Source organism: Aciduliprofundum boonei T469, from assembly GCF_000025665.1.
Taxonomy (GTDB): domain Archaea; phylum Thermoplasmatota; class Thermoplasmata; order Thermoplasmatales; family Aciduliprofundaceae; genus Aciduliprofundum; species Aciduliprofundum boonei.
Map to the genome: position 1 here is coordinate 216,528 of NC_013926.1, position 22,558 is coordinate 239,085.

Annotated in this window: 30 protein-coding genes and 1 tRNA gene; 20 read left to right on the top strand and 11 right to left on the bottom strand. The window is 39.5% G+C overall.

What is annotated here, in order from left to right:
• Positions 1-39: 39 nt before the first annotated feature.
• Positions 40-795, top strand: a complete 756-nt coding sequence (locus ABOO_RS01075; protein WP_008086633.1) for a hypothetical protein — start codon at positions 40-42, stop codon at positions 793-795.
• On the opposite strand, the gene ABOO_RS01080 is transcribed toward ABOO_RS01075, so the two are convergent.
• From ABOO_RS01080 to ABOO_RS01090, 3 genes are read right to left on the bottom strand one after another with little or no spacing between them, the layout of a single operon-like run.
• Positions 782-1,822 carry a dipeptide epimerase gene (locus ABOO_RS01080; protein WP_012997073.1) on the bottom strand — a complete coding sequence of 347 codons (1,041 nt, stop codon included), beginning with the start codon at positions 1,820-1,822 and terminating at the stop codon, positions 782-784. The two genes, ABOO_RS01075 and ABOO_RS01080, sit on opposite strands and share 14 nt — an antisense overlap.
• A gap of 34 nt (positions 1,823-1,856) precedes the next feature.
• Entirely contained in the window at positions 1,857-2,633 is a 777-nt protein-coding gene (locus ABOO_RS01085) for an FtsZ/tubulin family protein (protein WP_008086620.1), read from the bottom strand.
• Between the two features lie 38 nt (positions 2,634-2,671).
• Entirely contained in the window at positions 2,672-3,400 is a 729-nt protein-coding gene (locus ABOO_RS01090) for a tRNA (adenine-N1)-methyltransferase (protein ID WP_236614240.1), read from the bottom strand.
• Between the two features lie 70 nt (positions 3,401-3,470).
• On the opposite strand from ABOO_RS01090, the gene yciH reads away from it, so the two are divergent.
• Genes yciH through ABOO_RS01105 form a run of 3 tightly spaced genes read left to right on the top strand, consistent with a single transcriptional unit; the run spans position 3,471 to position 6,245 of the window.
• Complete coding sequence (gene yciH, locus ABOO_RS01095; RefSeq protein ID WP_008086524.1) at positions 3,471-3,767, top strand: stress response translation initiation inhibitor YciH; 297 nt, start codon at positions 3,471-3,473, stop codon at positions 3,765-3,767.
• Positions 3,768-3,769: 2 nt separating this feature from the next.
• Entirely contained in the window at positions 3,770-5,971 is a 2,202-nt protein-coding gene (locus ABOO_RS01100; protein ID WP_008086609.1) for a tRNA(Met) cytidine acetyltransferase TmcA, read from the top strand.
• Entirely contained in the window at positions 5,925-6,245 is a 321-nt protein-coding gene (locus ABOO_RS01105) for an ASCH domain-containing protein (protein WP_012997074.1), read from the top strand. The genes ABOO_RS01100 and ABOO_RS01105 overlap by 47 nt, the downstream gene beginning before the upstream one ends.
• On the opposite strand, the gene ABOO_RS01110 is transcribed toward ABOO_RS01105, so the two are convergent.
• The gene (locus tag ABOO_RS01110) at positions 6,228-6,749 is read right to left on the bottom strand and encodes a hypothetical protein (protein WP_008086649.1); all 522 of its coding nucleotides are present in this window, start codon (positions 6,747-6,749) and stop codon (positions 6,228-6,230) included. The genes ABOO_RS01105 and ABOO_RS01110 overlap by 18 nt on opposite strands.
• An 83-nt stretch (positions 6,750-6,832) precedes the next feature.
• Here ABOO_RS01110 and ABOO_RS01115 point away from each other — a divergent pair, with 83 nt between their 5' ends.
• From ABOO_RS01115 to ABOO_RS01135, 5 genes are read left to right on the top strand one after another with little or no spacing between them, the layout of a single operon-like run.
• Positions 6,833-7,390 carry a CBS domain-containing protein gene (locus ABOO_RS01115; protein WP_236614241.1) on the top strand — a complete coding sequence of 186 codons (558 nt, stop codon included), beginning with the start codon at positions 6,833-6,835 and terminating at the stop codon, positions 7,388-7,390.
• 4 nt (positions 7,391-7,394) lie between these two features.
• Positions 7,395-7,793, top strand: a complete 399-nt coding sequence (locus ABOO_RS01120; RefSeq protein WP_008086616.1) for a V4R domain-containing protein — start codon at positions 7,395-7,397, stop codon at positions 7,791-7,793.
• Positions 7,794-7,798: 5 nt separating this feature from the next.
• Positions 7,799-8,071, top strand: coding sequence for a roadblock/LC7 domain-containing protein (locus tag ABOO_RS01125; protein ID WP_008086628.1), 273 nt, complete (start codon positions 7,799-7,801; stop codon positions 8,069-8,071).
• Positions 8,068-8,790, top strand: coding sequence for an SDR family NAD(P)-dependent oxidoreductase (locus tag ABOO_RS01130; protein WP_008086623.1), 723 nt, complete (start codon positions 8,068-8,070; stop codon positions 8,788-8,790). Before ABOO_RS01125 ends, ABOO_RS01130 begins: the two co-directional genes overlap by 4 nt.
• Positions 8,791-8,824: 34 nt before the next feature.
• The gene (locus tag ABOO_RS01135; protein WP_008086634.1) at positions 8,825-9,445 is read left to right on the top strand and encodes an HAD family hydrolase; all 621 of its coding nucleotides are present in this window, start codon (positions 8,825-8,827) and stop codon (positions 9,443-9,445) included.
• Here the strand turns inward: ABOO_RS01135 and ABOO_RS01140 are convergent.
• Complete coding sequence (locus ABOO_RS01140; protein WP_008086653.1) at positions 9,442-10,077, bottom strand: protein-L-isoaspartate(D-aspartate) O-methyltransferase; 636 nt, start codon at positions 10,075-10,077, stop codon at positions 9,442-9,444. The genes ABOO_RS01135 and ABOO_RS01140 overlap by 4 nt on opposite strands.
• A gap of 90 nt (positions 10,078-10,167) precedes the next feature.
• Between ABOO_RS01140 and ABOO_RS01145 the strand changes: the two genes are divergently transcribed.
• Positions 10,168-10,569 carry a hypothetical protein gene (locus ABOO_RS01145; RefSeq protein ID WP_008086639.1) on the top strand — a complete coding sequence of 134 codons (402 nt, stop codon included), beginning with the start codon at positions 10,168-10,170 and terminating at the stop codon, positions 10,567-10,569.
• An 18-nt stretch (positions 10,570-10,587) separates the two neighbouring features.
• Positions 10,588-11,454, top strand: coding sequence for an alpha/beta fold hydrolase (locus ABOO_RS01150; protein WP_008086630.1), 867 nt, complete (start codon positions 10,588-10,590; stop codon positions 11,452-11,454).
• Between the two features lies 1 nt (position 11,455).
• On the opposite strand, the gene ABOO_RS01155 is transcribed toward ABOO_RS01150, so the two are convergent.
• From ABOO_RS01155 to ABOO_RS01170, 4 genes are all read right to left on the bottom strand, one after another.
• The gene (locus ABOO_RS01155) at positions 11,456-11,968 is read right to left on the bottom strand and encodes an HDIG domain-containing metalloprotein (protein ID WP_008086635.1); all 513 of its coding nucleotides are present in this window, start codon (positions 11,966-11,968) and stop codon (positions 11,456-11,458) included.
• Between the two features lie 31 nt (positions 11,969-11,999).
• Positions 12,000-12,335: a carboxymuconolactone decarboxylase family protein gene (locus tag ABOO_RS01160; protein ID WP_008086622.1), complete on the bottom strand. Its 336-nt coding sequence runs from the start codon at positions 12,333-12,335 to the stop codon at positions 12,000-12,002.
• Positions 12,336-12,396: 61 nt separating this feature from the next.
• On the bottom strand, positions 12,397-13,149 hold the full coding sequence (locus ABOO_RS01165) for a DNA-3-methyladenine glycosylase (RefSeq protein WP_236614242.1): 753 nt from the start codon (positions 13,147-13,149) through the stop codon (positions 12,397-12,399).
• Positions 13,150-13,181: 32 nt separating this feature from the next.
• Positions 13,182-13,349 carry a preprotein translocase subunit Sec61beta gene (locus ABOO_RS01170; RefSeq protein ID WP_048103004.1) on the bottom strand — a complete coding sequence of 56 codons (168 nt, stop codon included), beginning with the start codon at positions 13,347-13,349 and terminating at the stop codon, positions 13,182-13,184.
• A 125-nt stretch (positions 13,350-13,474) separates the two neighbouring features.
• Here ABOO_RS01170 and ABOO_RS01175 point away from each other — a divergent pair, with 125 nt between their 5' ends.
• Positions 13,475-14,617 (top strand): Nre family DNA repair protein, encoded by a 1,143-nt coding sequence (locus tag ABOO_RS01175; protein WP_241209828.1) that lies wholly within the window; start codon positions 13,475-13,477, stop codon positions 14,615-14,617.
• 38 nt (positions 14,618-14,655) lie between these two features.
• Positions 14,656-15,477 (top strand): D-aminoacyl-tRNA deacylase, encoded by an 822-nt coding sequence (locus ABOO_RS01180; protein WP_012997076.1) that lies wholly within the window; start codon positions 14,656-14,658, stop codon positions 15,475-15,477.
• Here the strand turns inward: ABOO_RS01180 and ABOO_RS01185 are convergent.
• Entirely contained in the window at positions 15,472-16,875 is a 1,404-nt protein-coding gene (locus ABOO_RS01185; RefSeq protein ID WP_012997077.1) for a tetratricopeptide repeat protein, read from the bottom strand. The genes ABOO_RS01180 and ABOO_RS01185 overlap by 6 nt on opposite strands.
• 101 nt (positions 16,876-16,976) lie before the next feature.
• On the opposite strand from ABOO_RS01185, the gene ABOO_RS01190 reads away from it, so the two are divergent.
• Positions 16,977-17,061 (top strand) — tRNA-Leu (locus ABOO_RS01190).
• Positions 17,062-17,151: 90 nt separating this feature from the next.
• Here the strand turns inward: ABOO_RS01190 and ABOO_RS01195 are convergent.
• A complete protein-coding gene (locus ABOO_RS01195) occupies positions 17,152-17,736 on the bottom strand; it encodes a nitroreductase family protein (RefSeq protein ID WP_241209829.1) in 585 nt (194 codons plus the stop codon).
• Between the two features lie 101 nt (positions 17,737-17,837).
• Here ABOO_RS01195 and ABOO_RS01200 point away from each other — a divergent pair, with 101 nt between their 5' ends.
• From ABOO_RS01200 to ABOO_RS01225, 6 genes are read left to right on the top strand one after another with little or no spacing between them, the layout of a single operon-like run.
• Positions 17,838-18,059, top strand: coding sequence for a ribbon-helix-helix domain-containing protein (locus tag ABOO_RS01200; protein WP_008086532.1), 222 nt, complete (start codon positions 17,838-17,840; stop codon positions 18,057-18,059).
• A gap of 7 nt (positions 18,060-18,066) precedes the next feature.
• Complete coding sequence (sat, locus tag ABOO_RS01205) at positions 18,067-19,206, top strand: sulfate adenylyltransferase (protein WP_048102857.1); 1,140 nt, start codon at positions 18,067-18,069, stop codon at positions 19,204-19,206.
• A gap of 4 nt (positions 19,207-19,210) precedes the next feature.
• Positions 19,211-20,131: a DHH family phosphoesterase gene (locus ABOO_RS01210; protein WP_012997080.1), complete on the top strand. Its 921-nt coding sequence runs from the start codon at positions 19,211-19,213 to the stop codon at positions 20,129-20,131.
• Positions 20,125-20,685, top strand: coding sequence for a sulfotransferase domain-containing protein (locus ABOO_RS01215; protein ID WP_012997081.1), 561 nt, complete (start codon positions 20,125-20,127; stop codon positions 20,683-20,685). The genes ABOO_RS01210 and ABOO_RS01215 overlap by 7 nt, the downstream gene beginning before the upstream one ends.
• Complete coding sequence (cysC, locus tag ABOO_RS01220) at positions 20,685-21,224, top strand: adenylyl-sulfate kinase (protein ID WP_008084710.1); 540 nt, start codon at positions 20,685-20,687, stop codon at positions 21,222-21,224. The genes ABOO_RS01215 and cysC overlap by 1 nt, the downstream gene beginning before the upstream one ends.
• Entirely contained in the window at positions 21,217-22,557 is a 1,341-nt protein-coding gene (locus tag ABOO_RS01225) for an SLC13 family permease (RefSeq protein WP_008084336.1), read from the top strand. The genes cysC and ABOO_RS01225 overlap by 8 nt, the downstream gene beginning before the upstream one ends.
• Position 22,558 lies beyond the last annotated feature (1 nt).

Here is a 22,558-nt window from a genome sequence, read left to right on the forward strand (position 1 = left end):
ACAAAAAGTATTAAAACGAATAAAGAATATAGCAAGGTAATGCGACTCAGCTTCGAAGCAAAACTTGCAGTGCTACTTATAATAAGCGCCATAGCTTTTTATGTTCTTAACTACTTTCTATTTAGAGATTTGAACTTCATTGAAAGGTATCTTTTAGCTCAACTTGGATTTTTACCCATATCCGTACTTCTCGTTACCCTCGTGCTTAATAAATTGATGGTGAGAAGAGAGAAAATGGAGAGATTGGAGAAGTTAAACATAGTGGTTGGAACCTTCTTTGCGGAGTTGGGTAAGGACCTATTGAGATACCTATCAAAATACGACAAAAAAATAGAAAATATAGCTAGAGATTTAATGAATGTAGAAAATTTTGATGATAGTGATTTTGAGAGAGTAAAAACAAAACTTGTAAAAAGAAAATATGATATTGACATCGAGAAAATCAACTTATACGAGTTGAGAAAATTTCTTCTTAACAATAAAGAATTCGCCATAAGTCTTCTCGATAACCCTGCAATAATCGAGCATGAAGCTTTTACAGAACTACTTTGGAATGTTCTACATGTAACCGATGAATTAAGGAGAATACCAAGCTTTGAGAATATTGATAGGGAGGATTATCTTGATATAAAGGGAGATCTTGAAAAATTATACAAGTTGCTTATATATGAGTGGATAAGGTATGTGCAATATCTTCGTATCAGGCATCATCACATATTTGTGTATGAGGCAAAAACCAATCCTTTAATCCCTCATGCATACCATGTAAAAAAGAGAAAACTCATTGAGGAGTGACTCCAAGTCCAGGCTTATCTGGCACATAATTGTAGCCGTCTCTATATTCCACCCCCAAATATGGCTGTTTAGTCAAATCCCAATAGCCATCTAAATCAGCGTAATCTGCTCCTATTCCAAGGGCAAAATGGGTGCCTGCTGTTATGCCCACCTTTGTCTCTATCATACACCCAACCATGATTTTCATACCTGCTGCTCTGGCAATGGATGCCATTTTCATCGCCTCGTATATCCCTCCGCTCTTCATAAGTTTTATATTAATTCCATCCACTTTGCCTATCAAGCGCAGCACATCCAATGAATCGTGGACACTCTCATCTGCAATTATAGGTATATCCACACTCTCCCTCAAAATTTTCAGATTATCAATCTCGCTTGCAGGAATGGGTTGCTCTGCAAATTCTATTTCAAATTTTTCTATTTCTCGCAAAACTTTCATAGCTCTTTTTAGAGAATACCCCTGATTCCCATCAACTCTAATTTTAGCGTCTGTCATCTTTCTTATGGCCCTCACTCTTTCAATATCTTCATCAGGATTTAATCCTATCTTGACCTTCAGCACTTTTGCTCCAGCATCTAGGAGTTTCCTTGCGTGCTGCAAAGTATAATTCAAATCTCCAATATCCACCGTTAGAGATGTTTCTATCTTATCTTTCTTTCCTCCCAATATATCTTTAAGTGGTACCTCAAGTTTTTGAGCCAAAATATCATATAATGCAAAATCAATCGCAGCCTTGGCACTTGGAGTACCCAAGAGAGAGGAATTTAAATCATCCATAATTTTACCTATTTTTACAGGATTCCTGCCTATAATCAGAGGTTTAAATCTTTTTAATGCTGCCACAGTAGATTCCACTGTGTCTCCAGTTATACGAGGCGCTGGCGCAGCCTCTCCATATCCGCAATACTCCTCAGTGCAGATTTTAACAATTACACCTCTGTATGTATCCATTGTTTCAAAAGCTATCTTAAATGGCTTTCTCAAAGGTATTTCCAAAACATCCCATTTCATACTCACAATTTCCATAAGTTGAGAATGGATACAAAGAAAATAAACTTTCTCATTTTTGCGTTATAATTGTCACTTTCACATCTTCTCCATAATAGGGTGTGCGATAAACATCTAAAAATACAGGATCATAGGGCTTAGCTGCTATTCTTGCATCCTCTATATCCACATCACCCGTAAATAGCATAACCATATCTCCATCACTTATCCATGGTGAGTCAAGAGCATCGTTGATGGCAACCTCCAATTTATTCTTTCCAGAGCCAAATCCTATGCCTATGCCCAATTCTCCCCTCAAGGGCACACTCAGCATGTTCTTAATGAGAATATTTCTAAAATCCAAAATTATATGCTTCATAACCTCTGGAGGAATGTTCATAGCAACTCGTATTTGAATATGTGAATAATGCTTCAAAAGCCCATCATTATCAAGTATGAAGTACATATCGTAGCTTTTTCTTATATCCTTCAAGGCCTCCCTGGCCAATTCTATTCTTCCACGATTCTCAGAAGAGAAGGGCAAGGTGAAAAGTCCTATCAGCTTGCTCTGACTTCTTTTAGACTTTCCCAAGATTCTAGCAATATTTGTACCCAGAACACCACCAAGGCCTGCAAGCACAAAAATGTATGGGCTGCTTATCCTAGAAATCCATGGAAAAGCCATATTTATGAGCTTTTTATCCACGGTAGCATAAGCCATTACCTTTTTTTTATCCACTTTTATATCTCCATCATGCTCATTTATTAAGATAGGTCTTACAGAAAGCTGGGAAGTAACATACTCTGCAAATCTTACACCAGCGCCTCCACAGCCAAGAATGGTAAACATATCCACATTCCATAATGAACTTTAAATTATTAAACCTTTCATAATTTTCTTCCAAAAACCATAAAGCCAGTGTGGGCAACTTCCACATTATCCGGCCTAGTTCCCATATCTCCCACAAGGATGTTACGCTTTATTATCTCTGTGGCTTCAAGGTCCACAAATCCCACGCTCTTCATCTTTCTATACACTCTTTCAAGCTGATTGTATGTAGGGATATAAGCCATAATGCATCCCGATTGCCTAAGGGCTTTTTTAGCCATATCCACCGCTTCCCATGGCTCTGGAATATCAAGAATGAACGCATCAACATCTCTCTCTTCCACATCCTTCCTTATATCTCCTTTCTTCAAGATCCAATGAGCCTGCAACCCTGCATTTTCCACATTTTTCTTTGCAATTGCAGCAAAATCATCTCTTAGCTCATATGTATAAACCTTGCCATCGGGATATGTGTAATATAACAATGCAATACTCATGGCTCCAGATCCAGCACCTCCTTCAACCACACGCCATCCACTTCTTATTCCGCATCGTGCTATTATGTAGGCAGCATCTTTAAGCGCTATAATTTGAGCCTTTCTCTTTATGGTACTTATGTAGTCATATAAATTGCTTCTAAGTACATAAACCTCCCTTGTTCCTAACTTGGCTTTGCCTTCCTTTAGATCCTTAAGCACTGCGAAATCTCCTATGTGGTACATGCCATTCTTCCTAGCAAGGTATCTTCTTTTCCCATCCAGAACAGTTAGCATATATGCTAATCGCATAGGAAATTAAAGAATTTTTGCAATGATGGACAAAAAATATAAATAATGGCTCTCATTTGGAGGATTTGTAATGAAAAAGGTAATAACTGGACTTCCGGATGAGCTGTTTGCCTTGGAGGAGATTTCCAAGGAGCAGCAAGTGATAAAAATATACACAGATAAAAGGAGATACGGGAAAACAGTGACTATAATAGAGGGGTTTGATCCGAAAGATGTAGATCTGAAAGACATGGCTAGAGCTCTGCGTAAGAAAACGGCTTCTGGTGGAACGGTGAAGGACGGACGCATTGAACTTCAAGGGGATCAGAGAGAGAAAGCCAGAAAATTCTTGGAATCTCAGGGTTATACTGTTGAAATCATAGAGTAATTATGCCAGAGCAAGACATTTTGGAACTCGTAGATGAACTTGTAAAGGAAGCAAAGCGCTGTAACCAGCGCAGGCTTATAGTCATAGCTGATAAGAGGGAAAGGGGTATAGCGCTCCTGCAAGAGATTTTAAGCAAGGTGCAATTGAGCAGGAAAATTACATTTGCAAAAACCATAGATTTCAAGGTACCCGGAGAGATTGAGGAATTAAAGAACTCCGAGAAATATTTAGGCACGAATTATGAGCTTTTAGCTATGGATTTGCACCATTCTTTCATTCCGAACGACTTGGGAAAATTGATAAACATTGTAGAAGGGGGAGGATTGATCATTCTCTTAACTCCGCCATTTGAGAATTGGCCTAAAATGAGAAATTTCTTCCATGAGGTTATTTTAACTCCCCCATACACTATGGACGATATAAAGGGAAACTTTGCAAGATGGGTTATCAAAAAATTGAAAGAGCACAATGGAATAACGATAATCGAGAATGGAAAGATAACAAAAAGGGGAAATTTGAATTGCGAGAAGAGAGATAGAAAAATTGAAATACCGAAGAAAACAAGATTTCCCAGAGATGCCTACGAAATGTGCATGAGCCAAGACCAGGTTAGAGTTTTACAAACAATCGAAAGGATAGGCAAACATGGGGTAGTAATTATCACGGCAGATAGAGGACGAGGAAAGAGCAGTGTGCTCGGCATTGCTGCAGGCATGCTTGCTGGAAAATTAAAGAGAATTGGTATAACGGCTCCAGATTTCTCGAATATCAAGGAGATCTTCAGGTTCTTTGAGATAAGCGCTAGAGTGAGAGATTTAAAAGTGAAAAGAAGATGGAAAAGCATCGTATCTAAAAATTTCAAAATCGAGTATGTAGAACCAGTGAATGTAGAGCCGAAAAAGTACGATTTACTTATAGTAGATGAGGCCGCGGGTATTCCAGTACCACTCTTGCTTAAGTATTTAAAATCGAAGAGGGTTATATACTCTACAACCACGCATGGCTACGAAGGAACAGGGCGCTCTTTCTCAATAAGGTTTATGAAGGAAGTTAGAAGGAGGGTGAAGAATTTAATATTGATAGAGATGAACGAACCAATAAGATACAGCAAAGATGACCCAGTTGAAAGATGGCTATTTGATACCTTGCTCCTAGACTCAGAGCCACCAAAGCTCGAAAAGGTGGAAATTGAAAAATTAGAGTACAAGAAATACGAAATTGAAGAGTTGCTAAGTGATGAGAATAAACTGAGAGAGTACTATGGCATATTTGTCCTTGCTCACTATAGAAACAACCCCAACGATTTTGGAATACTTTGTGATGCCCCCAACCATGAAATAAGAACTCTGGAGTACAATGGGCATGTTGTATGCTCAGTGCAGCTTGCAAGAGAGGGAGGTATTGAAAAATATGTGGATGAGCTCTACTACGGAACAACTCCTCCAGGGAATATAGTGCCAGATGTTATGATAAAGCACCACAGAATGAAGGATTTTGCAAAATATTCAGGATTTAGAATTGTTAGAATTGCAACGCATCCAGAGTTTATGGATATGGGCATTGGAAGTTTGATGCTTGAAAATATAAAAAGAGAGCAAGGAGATTGGATTGGCTCTTCCTTCGGTGCTACTGAGCGCCTTATGCACTTCTGGACAAGAAACGAATTCTATCCAATACATATATCTCCAAAAATAAATGAAAGTACAGGCGAGTATTCAGTGGTGATAATTTATCCTAAGAAGGATGATATAAAAGAAAAGGTTGAGATGGCGAGAAGAAAATTCGGAGAGAGATTCATAACGAGTTTGGGAGAGATACACAAACACATGGAGCCAGAAATTGCAAGAGAAATTCTTAACTCTTTGCCGAAGTATAAGAATTTAGAACTTGACCCGATTGACTGGAAGAGATTGATAGTGTATTCCTGGGGCCCTGGAAATTATGAGACTATGGTGGATGTGATTTACAGAATTGCATCCTCTTACTTCTTTCTAAAGTGCAAGCCAAAATTGAGCAGAGAACAGGAGATAATTCTAATATCAAAGGTATTGCAGCACGGGCAATGGGAAGAGGTTGGAAGGGGCATAGGAAAAGGTGGTACTTATGTGGTCATAGAATTGCGCGAGATAATGAGAAAATTCATAGGAGGAAGATACAATGACGAGGTACTTGAATTTCAGCGAAGATTTCATGGAGAAAATTAAAAGAGGAGAGAAAAGAGCCACGCTGAGATTGGGGGTAAAGGACTATAAGGTTGGAGAGGAAGTGGCAATAAGGTGCGGAGATAAGATAATAGGAAAGGCAGTAATAAAAAGCGTAAATTACAAAAAATTCAAAGAGCTAAGTCAAGAGGATATAATTTTAGACGGCTACAAAAAAAAGGATGAACTAAAATCTGCTTTAGAGAAATTCTACGGAAAATTCTCTGAAGACAATATATTCACGCAGATAATCTTTGAGTTAAGTGAAGTACATTAGGGATGGCTCTTCTTCCTTTTCACCCATTATGGATGCTCTTAGAGCTTTGAGAGATGAATTAAACGCTTTAAATATTCTCCTTCCTCTGTTAGTTTCTAACTCCATTTTCTTCATTATCTTCTCAGCAGAGCTCAATTTCCTCAAATTCATACTATGATTGAATGAGTTCATAAGAGAGAAGAAATTTCCGAGCCAGATTTGAACTTTCGTATAGTTGAGAATTATATCCTCCATAATTTTGTAATTTTTGTTTGAGGGAGGAGTAGATGAATACATATCCATTATCCACTGCATTGCCTTTGTATCCATATCGTAACCTTTCAAGTAGGTGGTATAACCCTCAACTCTCTTGCTCACAGATGAGAATCTTTTGAAAAGTTTTAATACCCTTTTATTCGGCTTTTTCTTTCCAAGTTCAAGCTCTAAAAGTGCCTTTTGGTCATCACTCAAATATGCAATATCAATAACCGTAAATCCATACTTGGCGAGAGTTTTCTCATCCATGGGAATAAAGGTTCGTAATGCAATATAAACATTCGCATGAAATTTTCTTCAAAAAGTATATAAACCTCGGGCTCTATATTTTCATGGCGAGGGCTATGAAGAGCATAACCGTTGAAGAAGTAATGTCTAGAAATCCACGCATAGTATCTGGGGAGCTCACAGTGGAAGAGGGGGCAAAAATTCTGAAAGATTTAGGCATAAGCACACTCATCATAGAGGAGGAGGGCAAGCCCGTTGGTATCGTAACAGATAGAGATTTTGTTACAAAAATCATTGCGGAGGGACTACCTCCAAGTACAAAATTGAGAGACATAATGAGCACTCCAATAATTATGATTCCACACAAAGAGAATTTAGAGGATGCTGCAAAGATAATGACCCGGAGGAAAATAAGAAAATTACCCGTAATAAAGGATGATAAAATCGTAGGCATACTTTCCGAGAACGATATTGCGAGAATCTCCCCGGACCTCATAGCCCTCGCCCAAGAGTATGCAAATATTCATCAAGAGAATTCAGAGAAGGAGAAAATGGAGGAGTACATTGCAGGAAAATGCGAGGTATGTGGCCAATTCTCCCTACGCTTAACCCTGTACAACGGCATGCTCGTTTGTCCAGAATGCCTCGATTCCATGAGGTGATTTTATGGATAGAATCTATGTTACGAAAGAGGAGATTTTGAAAATTGAAGAGATGTACATGGATATAATGTCCTATGCCTCCATAGGTCTGCTACTCAGAACCGGAGAGAGCATAGGAGATGTAATAACAGAAAGATTACCGAGAGAAGATTATTTTGAATCCCTCAAAGATATCTTGAAACTGAGAGGTTGGGTTGACGATATCGAGTTTGAGAAAGATAAAGTTATAGTAAAGGGCTCCGTGGAGGTTCATAAATCAAAATTTCCCACCTGTCATATTCTGCGGGGAATAATAAGAAAAATCTACGAAAATTACTACAAGACAATTGTAAATGTGGAGGAGGAGAAGTGCGAGAGCATGGGTGATGATAATTGCGTGTTCAAGATAAGCATGGTGGGGTGAAAGAGATGAAAGGATATGCAATAATTGGTAAGGATGGAAAATTCATAGAGGGAAGATTACCTGATGGTTTAGATAAGGATAAGTTTTGCATAATGTGTGCAGCCGCCTTTGGCTCGGGTTATACCGCTCAGAGAGAGATTAAAGATATGACATTCAAAGTTGTTATAGAAGGAGGAAAAGATAACATAATAATAAGAGAATTTGACCAGAAAAAATTGGTGGTAATAATAGGAAGCGAAGAAGATTTAGAGAAATTCATGAAAGGTGAATATCTATGAAAAATGTAATAGTTACAGGAGCCTCAAGGGGCATAGGGAGGGCAATAGCAATTGAACTAGCCAAAAGAGGATACAGAGTAGGAATAAACTATAATAAATCAGAAAAAGAGGCAAGAGAGCTTGCAAATCTTATAAATGAGAAATACGGTGAGGCGCATCCATATAAGGCAGATGTTAGCTCATATCAAGAGATTAAGAATATGGTTGATTCCTTTCACAATGATTTTGGGGAGATATACGGGCTCGTGGCAAACGCTGGAATTTACATAAGAAAGAGAATGAGGGAGATGACCATAGAGGACTGGAAAAGAACAATAGATGTGAATTTAAACGGAGCATTTTATCTCGTAAAGGCGTCCTTGCCTTACATATCCTATGGCTCGATAGTTTTCATTGCATCTCAGCTTGCCTTCAAAGGGTCTGAAAGTAGCGTAGCTTATGGAGCATCCAAAGCAGGAATTTTAGGATTAATGCGTTCTCTCGCACTTCAACTAGCTCCAGATATCCGGGTAAATGCGGTTGCTCCTGGCACAATTGATACGGATATGATATCCACATACACCCCTAAGCAAAGGAGGGAGAGAGAAGAGAAGATACCATTAAAGAGAATTGGCAAACCGAACGAGGTAGCAAAAGTCGTTGCCTTCCTGCTAAGCGAAGATTCCTCATACATAACAGGAGCTACCATTGATGTGAATGGAGGACTCTACATAAGATGAAAGATTTTAATTATTAAATGGACATAAACCCAGGATGCTGGTTATATTTGATCTCGATGGCACATTGATCGATACGAAGCAGGAAATCTTAGCTGTTTTCTCTCAGGCCTTTGAAAATTTAGGAAAAAAATTAGATTACTCAAAGATGGAGAAGAATATAGGGCTACCATTGGAAGAACTCTTAGAAGCTTTGCTAGGCAAATACGATAAGAGATTTGAGGAGGAAATAAAAAGGATTTATTACTCTCCTAGAGAGAGAAAGATAAGAATATTTCCGGGGTTAGATGAGCTCATTAAAAATGATGGCTTTAAAAAGGCCATACTTACATCGAAAAGAAGAAAAACTGCTCTTACAGATTTAAAATACCTTGGCATTGACAATTATTTCCCAATAATAATTGGAGCGGATGATGTTGAAAAAAGAAAACCCTGTAAAGAAGGAATTGAGAAGATAATAGAGCTTGCAAACTGCAAAGATAGAAAAAAAGTTTTCATGGTAGGAGATACCGAGATGGATATACTCGCTGCAAAGAGAGCAGGAGTAAAAAGTGTAGCAGTTACTTGGGGATTTAGAGATGAGAATTTTTTGAAAAAATATGAGCCAGATTACATAGCTCGCAATTCTAAAGAGCTTAAGGATATCCTAGGACTCTAAGCCCACCTATGACCATATTTACCCACCATAGGTACAAAGGCCACATCTCCCCAAACTCTCTTTTTTAAACCATTTCTCTCTTTCTTTATCACATACAACTCTTGAAAAAATGTTCCGCCTATGGGAATTACCATTATGCCCCCGATTTTCAATTGCTCTATCAGAGGAGAAGGTACATCTGGAGCTCCGCAGGTTACAATTATCCTATCGTAAGGCGCTTCGGCTTCATATCCACCAGAGCCATCGCCGAGCAAAATTCTTACCTTGGACCTGCAAGGACATTTCTCCATATTCTTTTTTGCCATATCTCTCAGCGCAGGTATTCTCTCTATGGTGTAAACCTCAGCTCCAGCGCATGCCATAAGACAGGCATTATAGCCAGAGCCCGTGCCTATCTCCAGGACTTTAGCTCCTTCAAATAATTCCAGTAATTCAAGCATTATTGCAACCATACTTGGCGCACTTATGGTCTGGGCATGCCCTATGGGCAAAGGATCGTCAAAATACGCTTTATCCCTATACTCCTCAGGCACAAAATTCGCCCTGTCCACCTTCAAGAAGGCTTCTTTTATTCTCTCACTTTTTATGTACCCGTACATCGCCAATGTCTCAACCATATGCTCATTATTCACAAGCAAATATCTCAATGCTCTTTAAAAACTTTATTTTAAGAGAAATGATTTTATATTCGTAATATTTATACTTAAAAAGGGGTTGATGTTATGGATGAAGAAACTACACAAACAGAATATTATGCACAACCACTGCCACCTGAGGCAGAGAGCATAAAGAGCTTGGTGAAAATAACAGGGATCATATCGTTGGTTTTTGGAATACTAAACCTAATCTGGGGAATTGCAGGGATTATAGTGATAGTAGGAATCGTAGGAATAATATTCGGAATAATTGATTTGCTTATTTGGAGTAACTGCAAGAAGATAAACGGACTCATAGACCAGCGCAACTACAAGGAAGCAAAGGACAAAACTCTGATATGGATGATCATAGGATTCATATTTGGTGGCCTTATACCAGGCATCTTACTGCTGATTGCTTACATAAAATACGATGAGGTTATACGCATTTCCCAGCAGTCAACCGTGCCACCGCCACCACCATCCTAATCTCCTTCTTTTATTTTTATGTACCCTCTGGACTTTGATGGAAAACTCGTCTTTTTCCCAACAGAAGATAATTTAAAAACTTCTGGATTTCTCATGCCTGCAAGAGGAAAAGATGTGGTTTTATTCGTACACGGTATGGGTGGAAACTTCTACAAGGATGGCTTTTTGAAAGGTGCAAGAGAATTGGTTAAAAGAGATGTGGCCTTTTTTTCCTTTAACACCAGAGGTGCAGAGGTAGTCAAAGATTTCAGAGATATTAATGGTGAGCATCACATGCTTGGCACTGCTTTTGAAATCTTTGAAGATACCGTTAAGGATATAAGTGCAGCCATAACCTATCTTACCAATATCGGATATGAAAAATTTCATCTCTTGGGGCACAGCACAGGATGCCAAAAGATCCTTTTCTATCAATATTCAACTCAAGATGAGAGGGTAAAGAGCTTAATTCATGTCTCTCCCGCAGAAGATTATGAAATCTGGAAAAATGAACTAGGAGTGGATTTTGAAAGATTTGTGGCAATCGCTAAAGATATGATGGATAAAGGAGAAGGAAATAGGATAATAATACCTCTGTATGAGAGAACTGGAGAACTCTGGAGCGCTAGAAGATTCTTGAGTTTCGCTGATAAATCAAATATGGAAGCAAGAATGTTTGATTATAAAAATCTAAGCATCTTTTCACAGATCCGCACTCCCACCTTAATTTTCTTGGGCAAAGATGACCAATATTTCTTGAAAGATTTAGAGTGGTATAAAGAGAAATTGGAGAGAAGTTACAAGGGGGAAAAGATAAAAATAGAAATCATGCCAGGAGACCATAGCTTTCATGGATATGAGGACATTTTGTTCCGTAGGATTGCAGAGTTTATTAAAGACCTCTAACTCATTGTAATTTTCCCTTCTCAATGTGGAAATCTATGAAATCACAATGGTGGATTATCACAGCCTCCGGAATGCGAGTAACGAACTCACCCTCTTTAGAATGCGCCGCTATAATGTGGGCAATCTGATAGGGCAAATCAAATTTCTCAGCGAGCATAGCACCTCCAACTGGATGCCTAATACGCTTTCCATACTCACTTTTCACGACTTTTCCATTCTCAAGACCAAATTCAAGGAGCTTGGCAACATCATGCAATAATCCACCTGCAATAATGAAATCCATATTCACATCTCCACGCTCCTTAGCAACTGCCATAGCCATCCTAGTAACAGCACGGGTATGCTCTACCAAGTTTCTCTCTGTAGGGATTAAGAGCGTGAAGGGAATTTTATCCAGAGGATAATCTTTCCATCCTCCCTTTTCAATAGCATATTCCCAAATTTTTATTACTTTTTTGCGAATCTCTAGGTCTTTTATCTCATTAACTTCCGGAAAAATCTTTTCGACTTTCATAGGGGTAGATAAAAATAAAGAATAAAAGGATTTACTTTTTGAATTCCTCTATCGCCTTCATAAGAGGTATGAGATGCATCAAAGCTGGTCCTCCAGCCATAAGCACAGCCACATATCCTGCTTCTACTAACTCCTCGGGCTTAGCACCTGCTTCAAGTGCATTCTTCGTATGCAATACGATGCACCATTCACAGCCGGCAGCAATACCTAAGGCAAGGGCAATGAGTTCTTTAGTTTTTGTATCAAGTGCCTTTTCCTGTATAGTGCGCCTTAGGAATGACATAAACGCCCCTGTCTCTTGAGGATAATCCTTACCCAATTTTTCAAGATACATTCCTATCTCGTTAAGGGTTTCTTCCGGATCCATTTTATCACCATTTAACGATATACAAACATACTATTTTTATTTTTCGTATAAAAATTACGAATTACGATATTTTTCTTACGGAAACATATTGAGAATCTTTTATAAAGAATCTGAGAGGCTCTTCAAGATCATTTCTAACACCTATCCTGTGAGCTCTTGCCACCTTAAACTCATTCCAGGGAGATTGCGCAATAAAAATCTCTCCCCCCAAAGATTCCTCGTTCATTTCCTTTTTTATACCAAAAGCTCTTGTCCATTTGCCAGGTCCGTTGCAGAGTTCCTTTAACCTTTTACCCCTGCGCTCATACATTTTCTTAAGTCCAGCAATTGGCTCAACGGAGCGAATTAGTACGGCTTGCGCCTCTTCACCATCCGTAGTTATATTGAACATCCAGTTTGCATGCACCATATATATGAATATGTGCCCCCCAGAAAGCCACATTCCCCTGTTGTAATTCTTCTTTCCCTTGTATGCTCGTGATGCAGGGTCTTTATTTCCGTAATACGCTTCAGTTTCCACTATTTTTCCTGCGAGTCCATCGTAAACAATAATCTTACCGAGGAGCTCTAAAGCTACATCCTTTGCGTCCCTCTCAAAGAAGGAGATTGGTAGAGGTGAGAATCTAAAATTGGGATGAAAATAATCACCATGAGAATCAACGATTACAATGGGATAATTTCTAGCCAAGGAATTTTCAAATTTGGGGGTGGAGTTTATCACTCCTATCCTGCCATTCTTTTCCTCCTGCATTAACCCTTCAATATCTTTATCTTCTGAGAACTCCCATATCTTATCTATCCCATACAGTTTCAAAATTTCGGTATTCCTCTCTCTTAAAATATATATCATGCAGGCCAGTAAATTTTGGCAAGTTCAACAACAAGCGCAAATATTATGGCCATGTACACCACAAGTTTTGGATCTATCTTTGGTCCCTTGCTCTTCTCTTCCTCAAAATACCTTATCAAACCAGCCGCAGATTGAAAACCTGTACCCTTGTTCTTCTTCGCCATATTTCTCGCTATTTCCACCATAAACTTAAAGTTTTCGGTTTAGAAAATAATAAATCCCCGCAACTCTTTGTACTATCGTGTTTGGAGAACTATGCGTTAAATGCAAGGGTCGATTGTGGTGTGGATTGCCTAAGTGCCCAATACTTGAGAGTGCAAAAAATACTATCCCTAAAATAAAGATGTCATCAGATTCATTATATGGTCCCTCACCCCCAAGCGTTTTTGTTGGCAGATATGGATATCCAAATGTCTATGCTGGTCCTTTAATCTCGGAAAATGAAAGAATTTTCGGTTCTACGAAAGAACTTTATGGTAAATCCTTGAGCGAAATTCTTACAACCACATCCTCATTAGTGAGAGCTTCAAAAAAGATTAATGTTAGAAAAGTGGATAAAATCGTGGAAAAATCTCAAGTAATAGCAATGTCTGAGAAATCTGTTGACACGGAGGTATGGGTTGAGAAATTCTATGGAGGAGCGAGCATCGACGATTTCTTTCATCCTACAGGTCCTAGGATCGAACCAAGAAAAATAGATATAGTGGATAATCCATCCATTCCCAAGAAGGTAGATATGGTTGTAGAAGAGAAATTAAAGGCAGAGATTGCAATAAGGGAATTGTACAGAAGCGGCTACGATGTGGATTATCTTCAGAGAATGATGGCCTCGGGAGTATTGGGAAAGGATAGAAAACTGGTACCAACGAGGTGGAGCATAACTGCCGTGGATGACATACTCTTCAAAGGATTGATAAAAGAAGTAAAGGGCTTTGATACAATAAACAAAGTAGAGTATTACAAAGAAAGTTTTATGGGCAACGAGTTCCACATTTTCCTCATTCCAGGAACTTGGGAGTACGAGATGCTTGAATCCTGGCTGAAAGGTGCACTATATTCTCCCGAACAAAACATTGTATCTGGAGATTATGAACCCTATGAAGGGCGCAGAGGATATGCAAGTAACATAACAGGTGCATATTATGCTGCAAGATTGGCCATAGTGGAGAACTTAAAAAACAGGAGAAGGCAAGCAAAAGCTTTGGTGTATAGAGAAATAACACCTGAGTATAAACTTCCCCTTGGGGTATGGGTTATTAGGGAGAGCATGAGGCATGCACTTCTCAAAACCCCTATTTATTTTGAAAATTTGGAAAATGCGTTGAAGTATGCTGGAGAAAAAACGCATCTAAAAAATTGGTATAAACGGAGCAAGATTCTATACAATTTAAAGCACCAGATGAAATTGGAAGATTTCATAGGTCAATTTTGAGGCACAAACTTGAAATAATTTGACTTTATGCGAGCCCCATGGATTTAATACTTACTTCCCAAGATGATCTAGCTTCCCTGAACATAAGAGAAAAGCTCCTCGCTATGGATGATTGGAAGAAGATAGGCATGTTTCATAATTTCCCCGTTTATAAAAGCGAAAAATTTTATTTAGTGCATATAAAAATTCAGAAAATTTATGCGGAAAATATAGATAAACATATAAGGGAGAGGTTAGGGATAGATTTTGATAATATAATCGTAGCTTCAAAGCACAGGAGTTCTGCAGGGATAAGAAGCTTAACAGTGCATCCAATTGGGAACTGGGGCAAGGCAGAGTACGGAGGAAAAGAAAGCACTGTGGTAAAGACAAATCCACATCTTATGACCGAGGCTTTGCGATTGCTCAAAAAGAATAATAATTTAGATGAATACACAGTTTCATTTGAAGCAACACACCATGGGCCTTATCTTGAAACTCCAACATTTTTCATTGAGATAGGAAGCACTGAGGAGGAGTGGAGAGACGATAGAGCAGGCGAGGTCCTTGCAAAAACCATTATGGAGTTGGAGGAAAAAAGATACCTTCCTGCACTGGGAATTGGAGGAGGACACTATATGCCTAGAATAACAGATGTTGCCCTTCAATACAAGATATCATTTGGACACATGCTACCATCCTACGCAGTTGAATATGTAAACGAGAATACGCTCAGGATGGCATGTGAGAAAAGTGCTCATTGCAAGCATGCATACATCCATCGCAAGGGACTCAAAAGCGAGCAGAAAAAGAAGATTATAAAGATACTGGAGAATTTGGGAATAGAAATAATAAGCTCAAAAGAGCTAGAAAAATTATGAGAGCAATTTCTTGAACCACTCTTCATTCTCGTATTTCTTCAATATTTTATCCCCTCTAATGTATTTCTTTATCTCTGAATCAAACTTCACACTCATCATCAGGAAGTTTCTGGCACCCATGTCATTACCCTTTGCAGCCATAAGTTTCCCCTTGTAGAACAATGCCTTCGCATCTTTGAAATTTCTCTTTAATATCTCATTCAATATCTTCTCTGCATAATCGTATGCCTGGTGCGATAGCATCTCCTCCAAGATGATGTTACCCTTTTCTATCTCCAAATTATCCACCATAAATTTAGCTAGTTCAAAGCTAATCTCCCTGTTAGCTAAATCCATAAATTCATTAGGATTTAAACCTTTCAAAATTTCTTTGGCTTTATCTAAATTACCATCTTTGAAAGCTTCCAGAAAAGCATCTACCTTATTTATCTCCTCTTCCTTCGTTTCTTCTTTTACCTCTTCAGCTTCATTTCCTTCCGTACTCATATCCCCTATAGCCTCATCTATTCCAAGATCCCCAAATAACTCATCTACTGCAATAGGCTTAACTTCCTCTTTCTCACCCCCACTTATTTCCTCATAAAGCATCTGCACAGTAGGATCATCTGGATAATCCTCTTTAAGTTGCTCTATAATACGATTCGCTTCTACAAGCTCATTGTTATCCATAAGAAAACGAACCTTTGTGATAAGCAAATCTTTGTTTCCCGGGTCTATATCTAGGCCTTCTTCCAGATATTTTTCATCTTTTGTAAGAGAATAAAGTCTATTGTAAACCTTAAGAAGCTCGTTATAATTTCCCTTTTTCTTGAGAAGTTCTGCATATTTTTTAAGAACCTCAACATTATCGGGCTCTATCTTGAGAATCTTATTTATGACATCCTCATTCTCAGGATCAACTTCCAACGCACGAAAATACGCTTCTAAAGCGCTCTTCAACTCTCCCTCCATCCTTAAAGCATCTCCAAGTAGAATATTTGCTTCAACATTATTTGGAGCGAGCTTGACTGCCTCTTTTAAGGATGCCACAGCATATGGTATTTGAACATTTCTTTCTAAGAGGTTTCTGCCTATATCCAGCCATGCTCTAACATTGTTTCTATCCAAGCTTTTTGCTTTCTCAAGTGTTTTAATTGCATACTCATAATCTTTCAAGACGAGCATTTTTTCTCCAGCTTCTGTGAGAATCCTTGACAAGGTTTTCTTCTCCTTTGGACTCAACGCAGAAACTCTATCAAAATCCTCGCTAACCCACCTATTTATCCTCCTCAGCAAAATCTGTGCTCTATCATCCTCACCGCTATTCATAAGAGCTTTAGCGTCCTCTAAAGTTTTAGCATAATCTCTAACAATCGTAGATTCCCTCTTCTTTCTACCACCAAACAGAGGCAAATTCATCACCTACATTTGAACTTGAGTTTAGATATAATATGCATTAATCTTATAAAACCTTCGCTCCCCCGCAACCATAAAATATACGATTTATATCTCATTCTTAGGCGGAGGTTGCCGAGCTAGGTCAAAGGCGCCAGATTCAGGGTCTGGTCCCGTAGGGGTTCGCCGGTTCAAATCCGGCCCTCCGCACTGAACCCTTTTCTTAGGAAGAAAAGTGCCACTGCCCTGCGTAGCAGGGCGTGTTCGCATCTCACGATGCCTATTTACCTCCAAAGAATTTTAAAATTTTTCAAAATGGAGGCGATCTTTCTCTATCTTGGTATCATCATGGGAAGGCTTGGTCTTTTTGGGCACACCTACAGACATCATGCTCAGCACTCTGTATTTTTCAGGTATGCCAAGCAGTTTCTTTACATTTTCTTCAGCGTTTTCGACACCCCGCACCTGAATCCAGCATGCTCCAAGTCCCATATCCGCAGCCTCAAGCCACAGATGCTCACAGGCAATACTGCAATCTTCAATCCACCATGGCGATTTCTCCTCATCACCCACAATAACAAAAGCTGCACCTGCCTTGTATAGCATTTTTGCCCAAGGTGTGGCTTGCGATAATTTGAGAAGCGTATCCCTATCCCTAACAACGATCAGATGACACGGGCGCCAGTTCATTGCACTAGGAGCATAAAAGAATACACGAATTAAATTTTCAACCTGCCAATCCTCCAAGGGCTCTCCTGTGTAACTTCTCAAACTCCTTCTTATCCTTATTGCCTCAATAACGGGCTTCATGGTGGGATAATGGGGAGAGATAGTAATTAAATTATTTGAACTACTTCCTTTATCCATTATCTTTATGTCATTCAAATTTTCGTATCTTGAATATACCTTGGAATAAACCTTTCCTGCACAACATTTTTATACCATACCTCATTTCCTTAATTAAATATAATTAAAGAGGTGAGAAAATGAGTGATGAAAAAAAATATACCACGGTATCCATACCAACTCCTCTTTTCAAGAAGATTGAGGAGCGTATTAAGGGCACTGGATTTACTAGTGTTAGCAGCTATGTTACCTATGTGCTTAGGGAGATCATAGCTGAGGATGAAGAGAGCGAAGAAGCATTCAGCAAAGAAGATGAAGAGAGAGTAAAAGAGAGACTACGAGCCCTAGGGTATCTGGATTGAGGCGATTTTGATGATATATCCCCATGGCGGAAAGCTAGTTGAGAGATTGGATTTTAGCGAGAAGGCTAGAGAAGAGTCTATGGAACTTCCAAAATTATACATAACTCTAGACGAAGCCAGAGATCTCGGGAACATAGGACATGGTGTATTTTCACCCCTTGAAGGATACATGGTTAGAGAAGATTTTGAAAATGTTTTGGCTCAGGGGAGACTTAGCAACGACCTCCCATGGACAATTCCAATAGTTAAGGATGTCAGCGATAAGGATGTTGATATGCTATTTGAAGAAGATGAGGTTGCATTGGTTTACAAAGATGTTCCAATAGCCATACTCAAGGTTGAAGAGATTTATCCCTACGATAAGAAAGAGTATGCAGAGAAGATATTTGGTACGATGAGCATAGAGCATCCAGGCGTTGCGAATTTAATGAAAAAAGAAGAGCATCTTGTTGGTGGGAAGATTATTTTAGTAAATGATCCACCCACAAAATTTCCAAATTACAAGTTATGGCCCAAGGAGACGAGAGTTCTTTTCAAAGAGAGAGGCTGGAAAACTGTTGTGGGATTTCAAACCAGGAATGCACCCCATGTGGGTCATGAATATGTGCAGAAAACTGCACTGACCTTTGTGGACGGTTTGTTCATCAATCCCCTAATTGGCAAAAAGAAAAAGGGAGATTTTAAAGATGAAGTCATAATAGCCGCGTACGAGGCTCTGTTCGAGCATTACTATCCTAAAAACACAGCCACTCTAGGAATATTAGAAACAGAGATGCGCTATGCAGGACCTAAAGAGGCAATATTCCATGCCATAATGCGCAAGAACTTTGGGTGTACGCATTTCATCGTGGGTAGAGATCATGCAGGTGTAGGCAACTTCTACGGCCCTTATGACGCTCAAGAGATATTCTACGAGTATCCCGATTTGGGCATAACCCCTCTGTTTTTCCGCTCGTTCTTCTACTGCAAGAAGTGCGGTACAGTGGTCAATGAGAAAATATGTCCCCACGGTCCTGAAGACCATATTAATTTCTCAGGAACTAAGATTCGTGAGCTGTTGCTCAAAGGTGAGAGACCTCCAGAGCTCATGATGCGCCCGGAAGTGGCAGATGCCATATTGCAATTTGATAATCCCTTTGTGGAGTGATACAATGCTTGTTCATCATTGGGATACCGACGGCATCACCTCTGCAGCCATATACATAAAACTGCACGGAGAGGATAATTTATTTACCCCAAAAATCGGAAATTTCTACTTAGATTCTGAGGACTTTGATGTGGTTAAAAAAGCTGATAAAGTGGTCATTTTAGACATGAACCTGCCGGACGCTGTTAAGCTCTGCAAGTATGCGGATGTGTATATCTACGACCACCATCGTGCTTCTAAGGTTGAATGTGCAAAAGAACATTACAATCCATACCTTATGGGTATGATGTATCCTTCATGCACCACTGTACTTATGGAACGTTTCTCCTACAAGCCAGATTACCTTGTAGCACTGGGTATAATAGGAGACAAAGGGCCAGGAGCAAAGAAGATTGAAGAATGGAAAATAGTGGAGAAAGTGATGAGTAGTGAGAATCTTAGAGAAGGAGAACTTCAACTTGCTGTAGAGCTTTTAGATTCAAGCTTCAAGTTAAACAACAGGAATGAAGTAGTAGAGAATGTACACCTAGTTCTCCAAGGGATTAAGGAAGTTCTTGAAAATGATAAACTGCACACAAATTTAGAGCATATATCCAAGGAGATTGAAATGTGGAGTGATAGAGCAGAGGATATGGGTAACTATATGTTTCTAGAGATGCGCAGTCCGTATATGATAATCTCGGCAGTTACAAGAAGAATTGCCTGGGGCAGAAAAAAGCCCGCAATAGTGGTGAATCACAAGGATGATAGGGACGAGTTCTACATAAGATTTCCAAATAATGAGCATTCTGCTCTACCTTTAATTGAATTAGCAAAGAAGAGAGGCTATAATGCTGGAGGCAAGGATGAGGTTATGGGTGCAATACTTCCTCAAGGCAAGAGCAAAGAGTTTGTAAAAGAAGTTTTGGAGGTGTTAAGATGGTAAACTACATAGTATCAGGACTGGAAAGGTCAGGCACTTCTATGATGATGCAGATTCTGTATCTTGGAGGCATGAAAGTAGCGTTTGATACAAAAAGAAAGCCTGACGAACACAATCCCAAGGGCTATTTTGAACTAGAGGGGGGAAAGATAATAAACAGACTTATGGATGGCAGCTTTCCCATTGAGAAATACGATGATATGGTAATAAAGGTCACAGCTTACGGGTTGAAGTTCTTGCCTAAGGGAGAATACAAGGTCATCTATATGCTTCGCAACCTGGATGAGATTATGGCATCTATGAGCAAAATGATCGGTGAGAAACTGGGTGAAGAGGATAAAAGAGCTTTTGACAAACTGAACAGGTATGCTTTAAAACTTTTAGAAGAGAGAGATGATATGGATTACATAACCGTGCGCTACGACAAGGTTATAGAGAATCCACACAGGGAGATTGAGAGAGTTAACGATTTTCTCGGCGGAATTTTGGATGTGGACTCTGCAGTTCGCGCTGTAGATCCATCCCTTTACAGAAACAGGAAGAAGGAGGTGAGATGATGAAAGGAGCGACAATATGGTTTACTGGATTGCCGTGCAGCGGCAAGACCACAGTAGCCGATAAGGTTTATAACATTCTGAAAGAGAGAGGATACAAGGTTGAAAGATTGGATGGAGACATAATAAGAAAGAGTCCAATATCGAAGGATCTGGGATTCAGCAAAGAAGATAGGAGAAAGAATCTTGAAAGAGTGGCATTTATAGCTAAACTCTTATCGAGAAATGATGTAATAGTGCTTGCAACCTTCGTTTCGCCATACAATGAGATAAGAAGAGACATAAAAGAGATAATTGGCCCTGATAGATTTCATCTAGTATGGACACGATGTCCAGTGGAGGTATGCATTGAAAGGGATGTAAAAGGCATGTACAAGAAAGCCCTTGCAGGAGAGATCCAGAACTTTACAGGCATAGACGATCCATTTGAAGAGCCTACTGATCCTGCTGCAGATTTAATACTGGATACGGATAAAGAGGATATTGATGAAAGTGTTGAAAAGGTCCTTGCCTACATGAAGAGGCGAGGTTTAATTGAATGATAGAAAGACAATTTACCTTGCAACTGCATTCTTGATTCTCCTCATTTTTTATTTTTTACCCCAGCCTACTGGATTGAGTTATGAAGGAAAGATGATGCTAGGCATCTTGGTGTTTGGTGCTTTTTTATTCATAAGCGAAGCTTTGCCCTTGGGCATGTCCGGGTTGCTGGTAATGGTCATTCCTCCAATTCTTGGCATATTCTCGCCCCAAGTAGTGTTTGGATTCTTCGGCAACGAGGCCGTGTTCTTTCTGATCGGTGCGTTCATGCTCGCAGCAGGAGTGCAGAAAAGTGGATTGCATAAAAGAATTGCAACCTATATGCTCAAAGCATTTGGTAAGTCTTCAAAGCTTTATATCCTAGGCATACTGGTATTGGCAGCATCTCTATCTTTTATAATATCGGAGCATGCCGTAGTAGCACTGCTTCTGCCTATTATTGGCATATCACTTCTCAACGTTGAGAAAGGAAGCAATATGGGCAAGGCGGGCATGATTGCATTAACCTATGGTGCCACTGCGGGGAGTGTTGCCACGCTGATGGGAGGTGCGAGAAACCCGTACACAGTTGCGTATCTAGCTGAGAATTACGGAATACATTTATCGTTTTTAAACTGGCTTATTATGGCACTTCCTGTAACGCTCATAATGATCCCTATACTATGGACCTTAATAATAACCATTCACACTCCTGAGAAATTTATCGTACCAAATATGGAGATGCCGGGAAAGATTGATAGCAAAGAATGGATCGTTATAGGAATATTAACTTTCACATTCATCATACTCCTCACGATCCACAGTTGGGGCATAGCCGTGGCGGTGATCATAGGTGCAGCATTGCTCTTCGTTTTTGGCATATTATCATGGAAAGATATTGAGAAGAGCATGCCCTGGGGCATAATTTTGCTTTACGGTGGTGCAATGACTCTGGGAAAAGGATTGCAGGTCACTGGCGCTTCGGAATGGCTGGCTAGCTCTATTGTGGGAATAATAGGCACGAATCCGTATCTCATACTTCTAATCTTGTTGGTTATCACCGTGCTTATGACAGAGCTTATGAGCCACGCGGCAGCCGTAGCACTGATGCTTCCAATCGCTACAGGCATGGCTTCTGTAACAGGCATGAGTGTGCTAGTTGTGAGCATGGCCATAGCTCTAGCGGGCGGATTTGGATACGCGTTGTTAATGGGCACCCCTGGGAACATAATGACTTACAGCACAGGGTATTTTAAGCATAAAGACATAATGAAGACTGGAGTGCTGGCAGATATGATAGGAATAGGAGTGGTATTCTTTATGGCCACAGTGCTCTGGCCTTTAATGGGGGTTTGAT

Bases quoted from the DNA above. Each gene is read 5' to 3' on its own strand.
- ABOO_RS01125 (WP_008086628.1), top strand. From the start codon at position 7,799: ATGAAAGGATATGCAATAATTGGTAAGGATGGAAAATTCATAGAGGGA.
- ABOO_RS01155 (WP_008086635.1), bottom strand. From the start codon at position 11,968: ATGAAAGTCGAAAAGATTTTTCCGGAAGTTAATGAGATAAAAGACCTA.
- ABOO_RS01085 (WP_008086620.1), bottom strand. From the start codon at position 2,633: ATGTTTACCATTCTTGGCTGTGGAGGCGCTGGTGTAAGATTTGCAGAG.
- ABOO_RS01115 (WP_236614241.1), top strand. From the start codon at position 6,833: ATGGCGAGGGCTATGAAGAGCATAACCGTTGAAGAAGTAATGTCTAGA.
- ABOO_RS01120 (WP_008086616.1), top strand. From the start codon at position 7,395: ATGGATAGAATCTATGTTACGAAAGAGGAGATTTTGAAAATTGAAGAG.
- ABOO_RS01090 (WP_236614240.1), bottom strand. From the start codon at position 3,400: ATGCGATTAGCATATATGCTAACTGTTCTGGATGGGAAAAGAAGATAC.
- ABOO_RS01215 (WP_012997081.1), top strand. From the start codon at position 20,125: ATGGTAAACTACATAGTATCAGGACTGGAAAGGTCAGGCACTTCTATG.
- ABOO_RS01200 (WP_008086532.1), top strand. From the start codon at position 17,838: ATGAGTGATGAAAAAAAATATACCACGGTATCCATACCAACTCCTCTT.
- ABOO_RS01100 (WP_008086609.1), top strand. From the start codon at position 3,770: ATGCCAGAGCAAGACATTTTGGAACTCGTAGATGAACTTGTAAAGGAA.
- yciH (WP_008086524.1), top strand. From the start codon at position 3,471: ATGAAAAAGGTAATAACTGGACTTCCGGATGAGCTGTTTGCCTTGGAG.
- ABOO_RS01075 (WP_008086633.1), top strand. From the start codon at position 40: ATGCGACTCAGCTTCGAAGCAAAACTTGCAGTGCTACTTATAATAAGC.
- ABOO_RS01105 (WP_012997074.1), top strand. From the start codon at position 5,925: ATGACGAGGTACTTGAATTTCAGCGAAGATTTCATGGAGAAAATTAAA.
- ABOO_RS01130 (WP_008086623.1), top strand. From the start codon at position 8,068: ATGAAAAATGTAATAGTTACAGGAGCCTCAAGGGGCATAGGGAGGGCA.
- ABOO_RS01080 (WP_012997073.1), bottom strand. From the start codon at position 1,822: ATGGAAATTGTGAGTATGAAATGGGATGTTTTGGAAATACCTTTGAGA.
- ABOO_RS01180 (WP_012997076.1), top strand. From the start codon at position 14,656: ATGGATTTAATACTTACTTCCCAAGATGATCTAGCTTCCCTGAACATA.
- ABOO_RS01135 (WP_008086634.1), top strand. From the start codon at position 8,825: ATGCTGGTTATATTTGATCTCGATGGCACATTGATCGATACGAAGCAG.
- ABOO_RS01210 (WP_012997080.1), top strand. From the start codon at position 19,211: ATGCTTGTTCATCATTGGGATACCGACGGCATCACCTCTGCAGCCATA.
- ABOO_RS01185 (WP_012997077.1), bottom strand. From the start codon at position 16,875: ATGAATTTGCCTCTGTTTGGTGGTAGAAAGAAGAGGGAATCTACGATT.
- ABOO_RS01110 (WP_008086649.1), bottom strand. From the start codon at position 6,749: ATGGATGAGAAAACTCTCGCCAAGTATGGATTTACGGTTATTGATATT.
- cysC (WP_008084710.1), top strand. From the start codon at position 20,685: ATGAAAGGAGCGACAATATGGTTTACTGGATTGCCGTGCAGCGGCAAG.
- ABOO_RS01170 (WP_048103004.1), bottom strand. From the start codon at position 13,349: ATGGCGAAGAAGAACAAGGGTACAGGTTTTCAATCTGCGGCTGGTTTG.
- ABOO_RS01160 (WP_008086622.1), bottom strand. From the start codon at position 12,335: ATGGATCCGGAAGAAACCCTTAACGAGATAGGAATGTATCTTGAAAAA.
- ABOO_RS01145 (WP_008086639.1), top strand. From the start codon at position 10,168: ATGGATGAAGAAACTACACAAACAGAATATTATGCACAACCACTGCCA.
- ABOO_RS01150 (WP_008086630.1), top strand. From the start codon at position 10,588: ATGTACCCTCTGGACTTTGATGGAAAACTCGTCTTTTTCCCAACAGAA.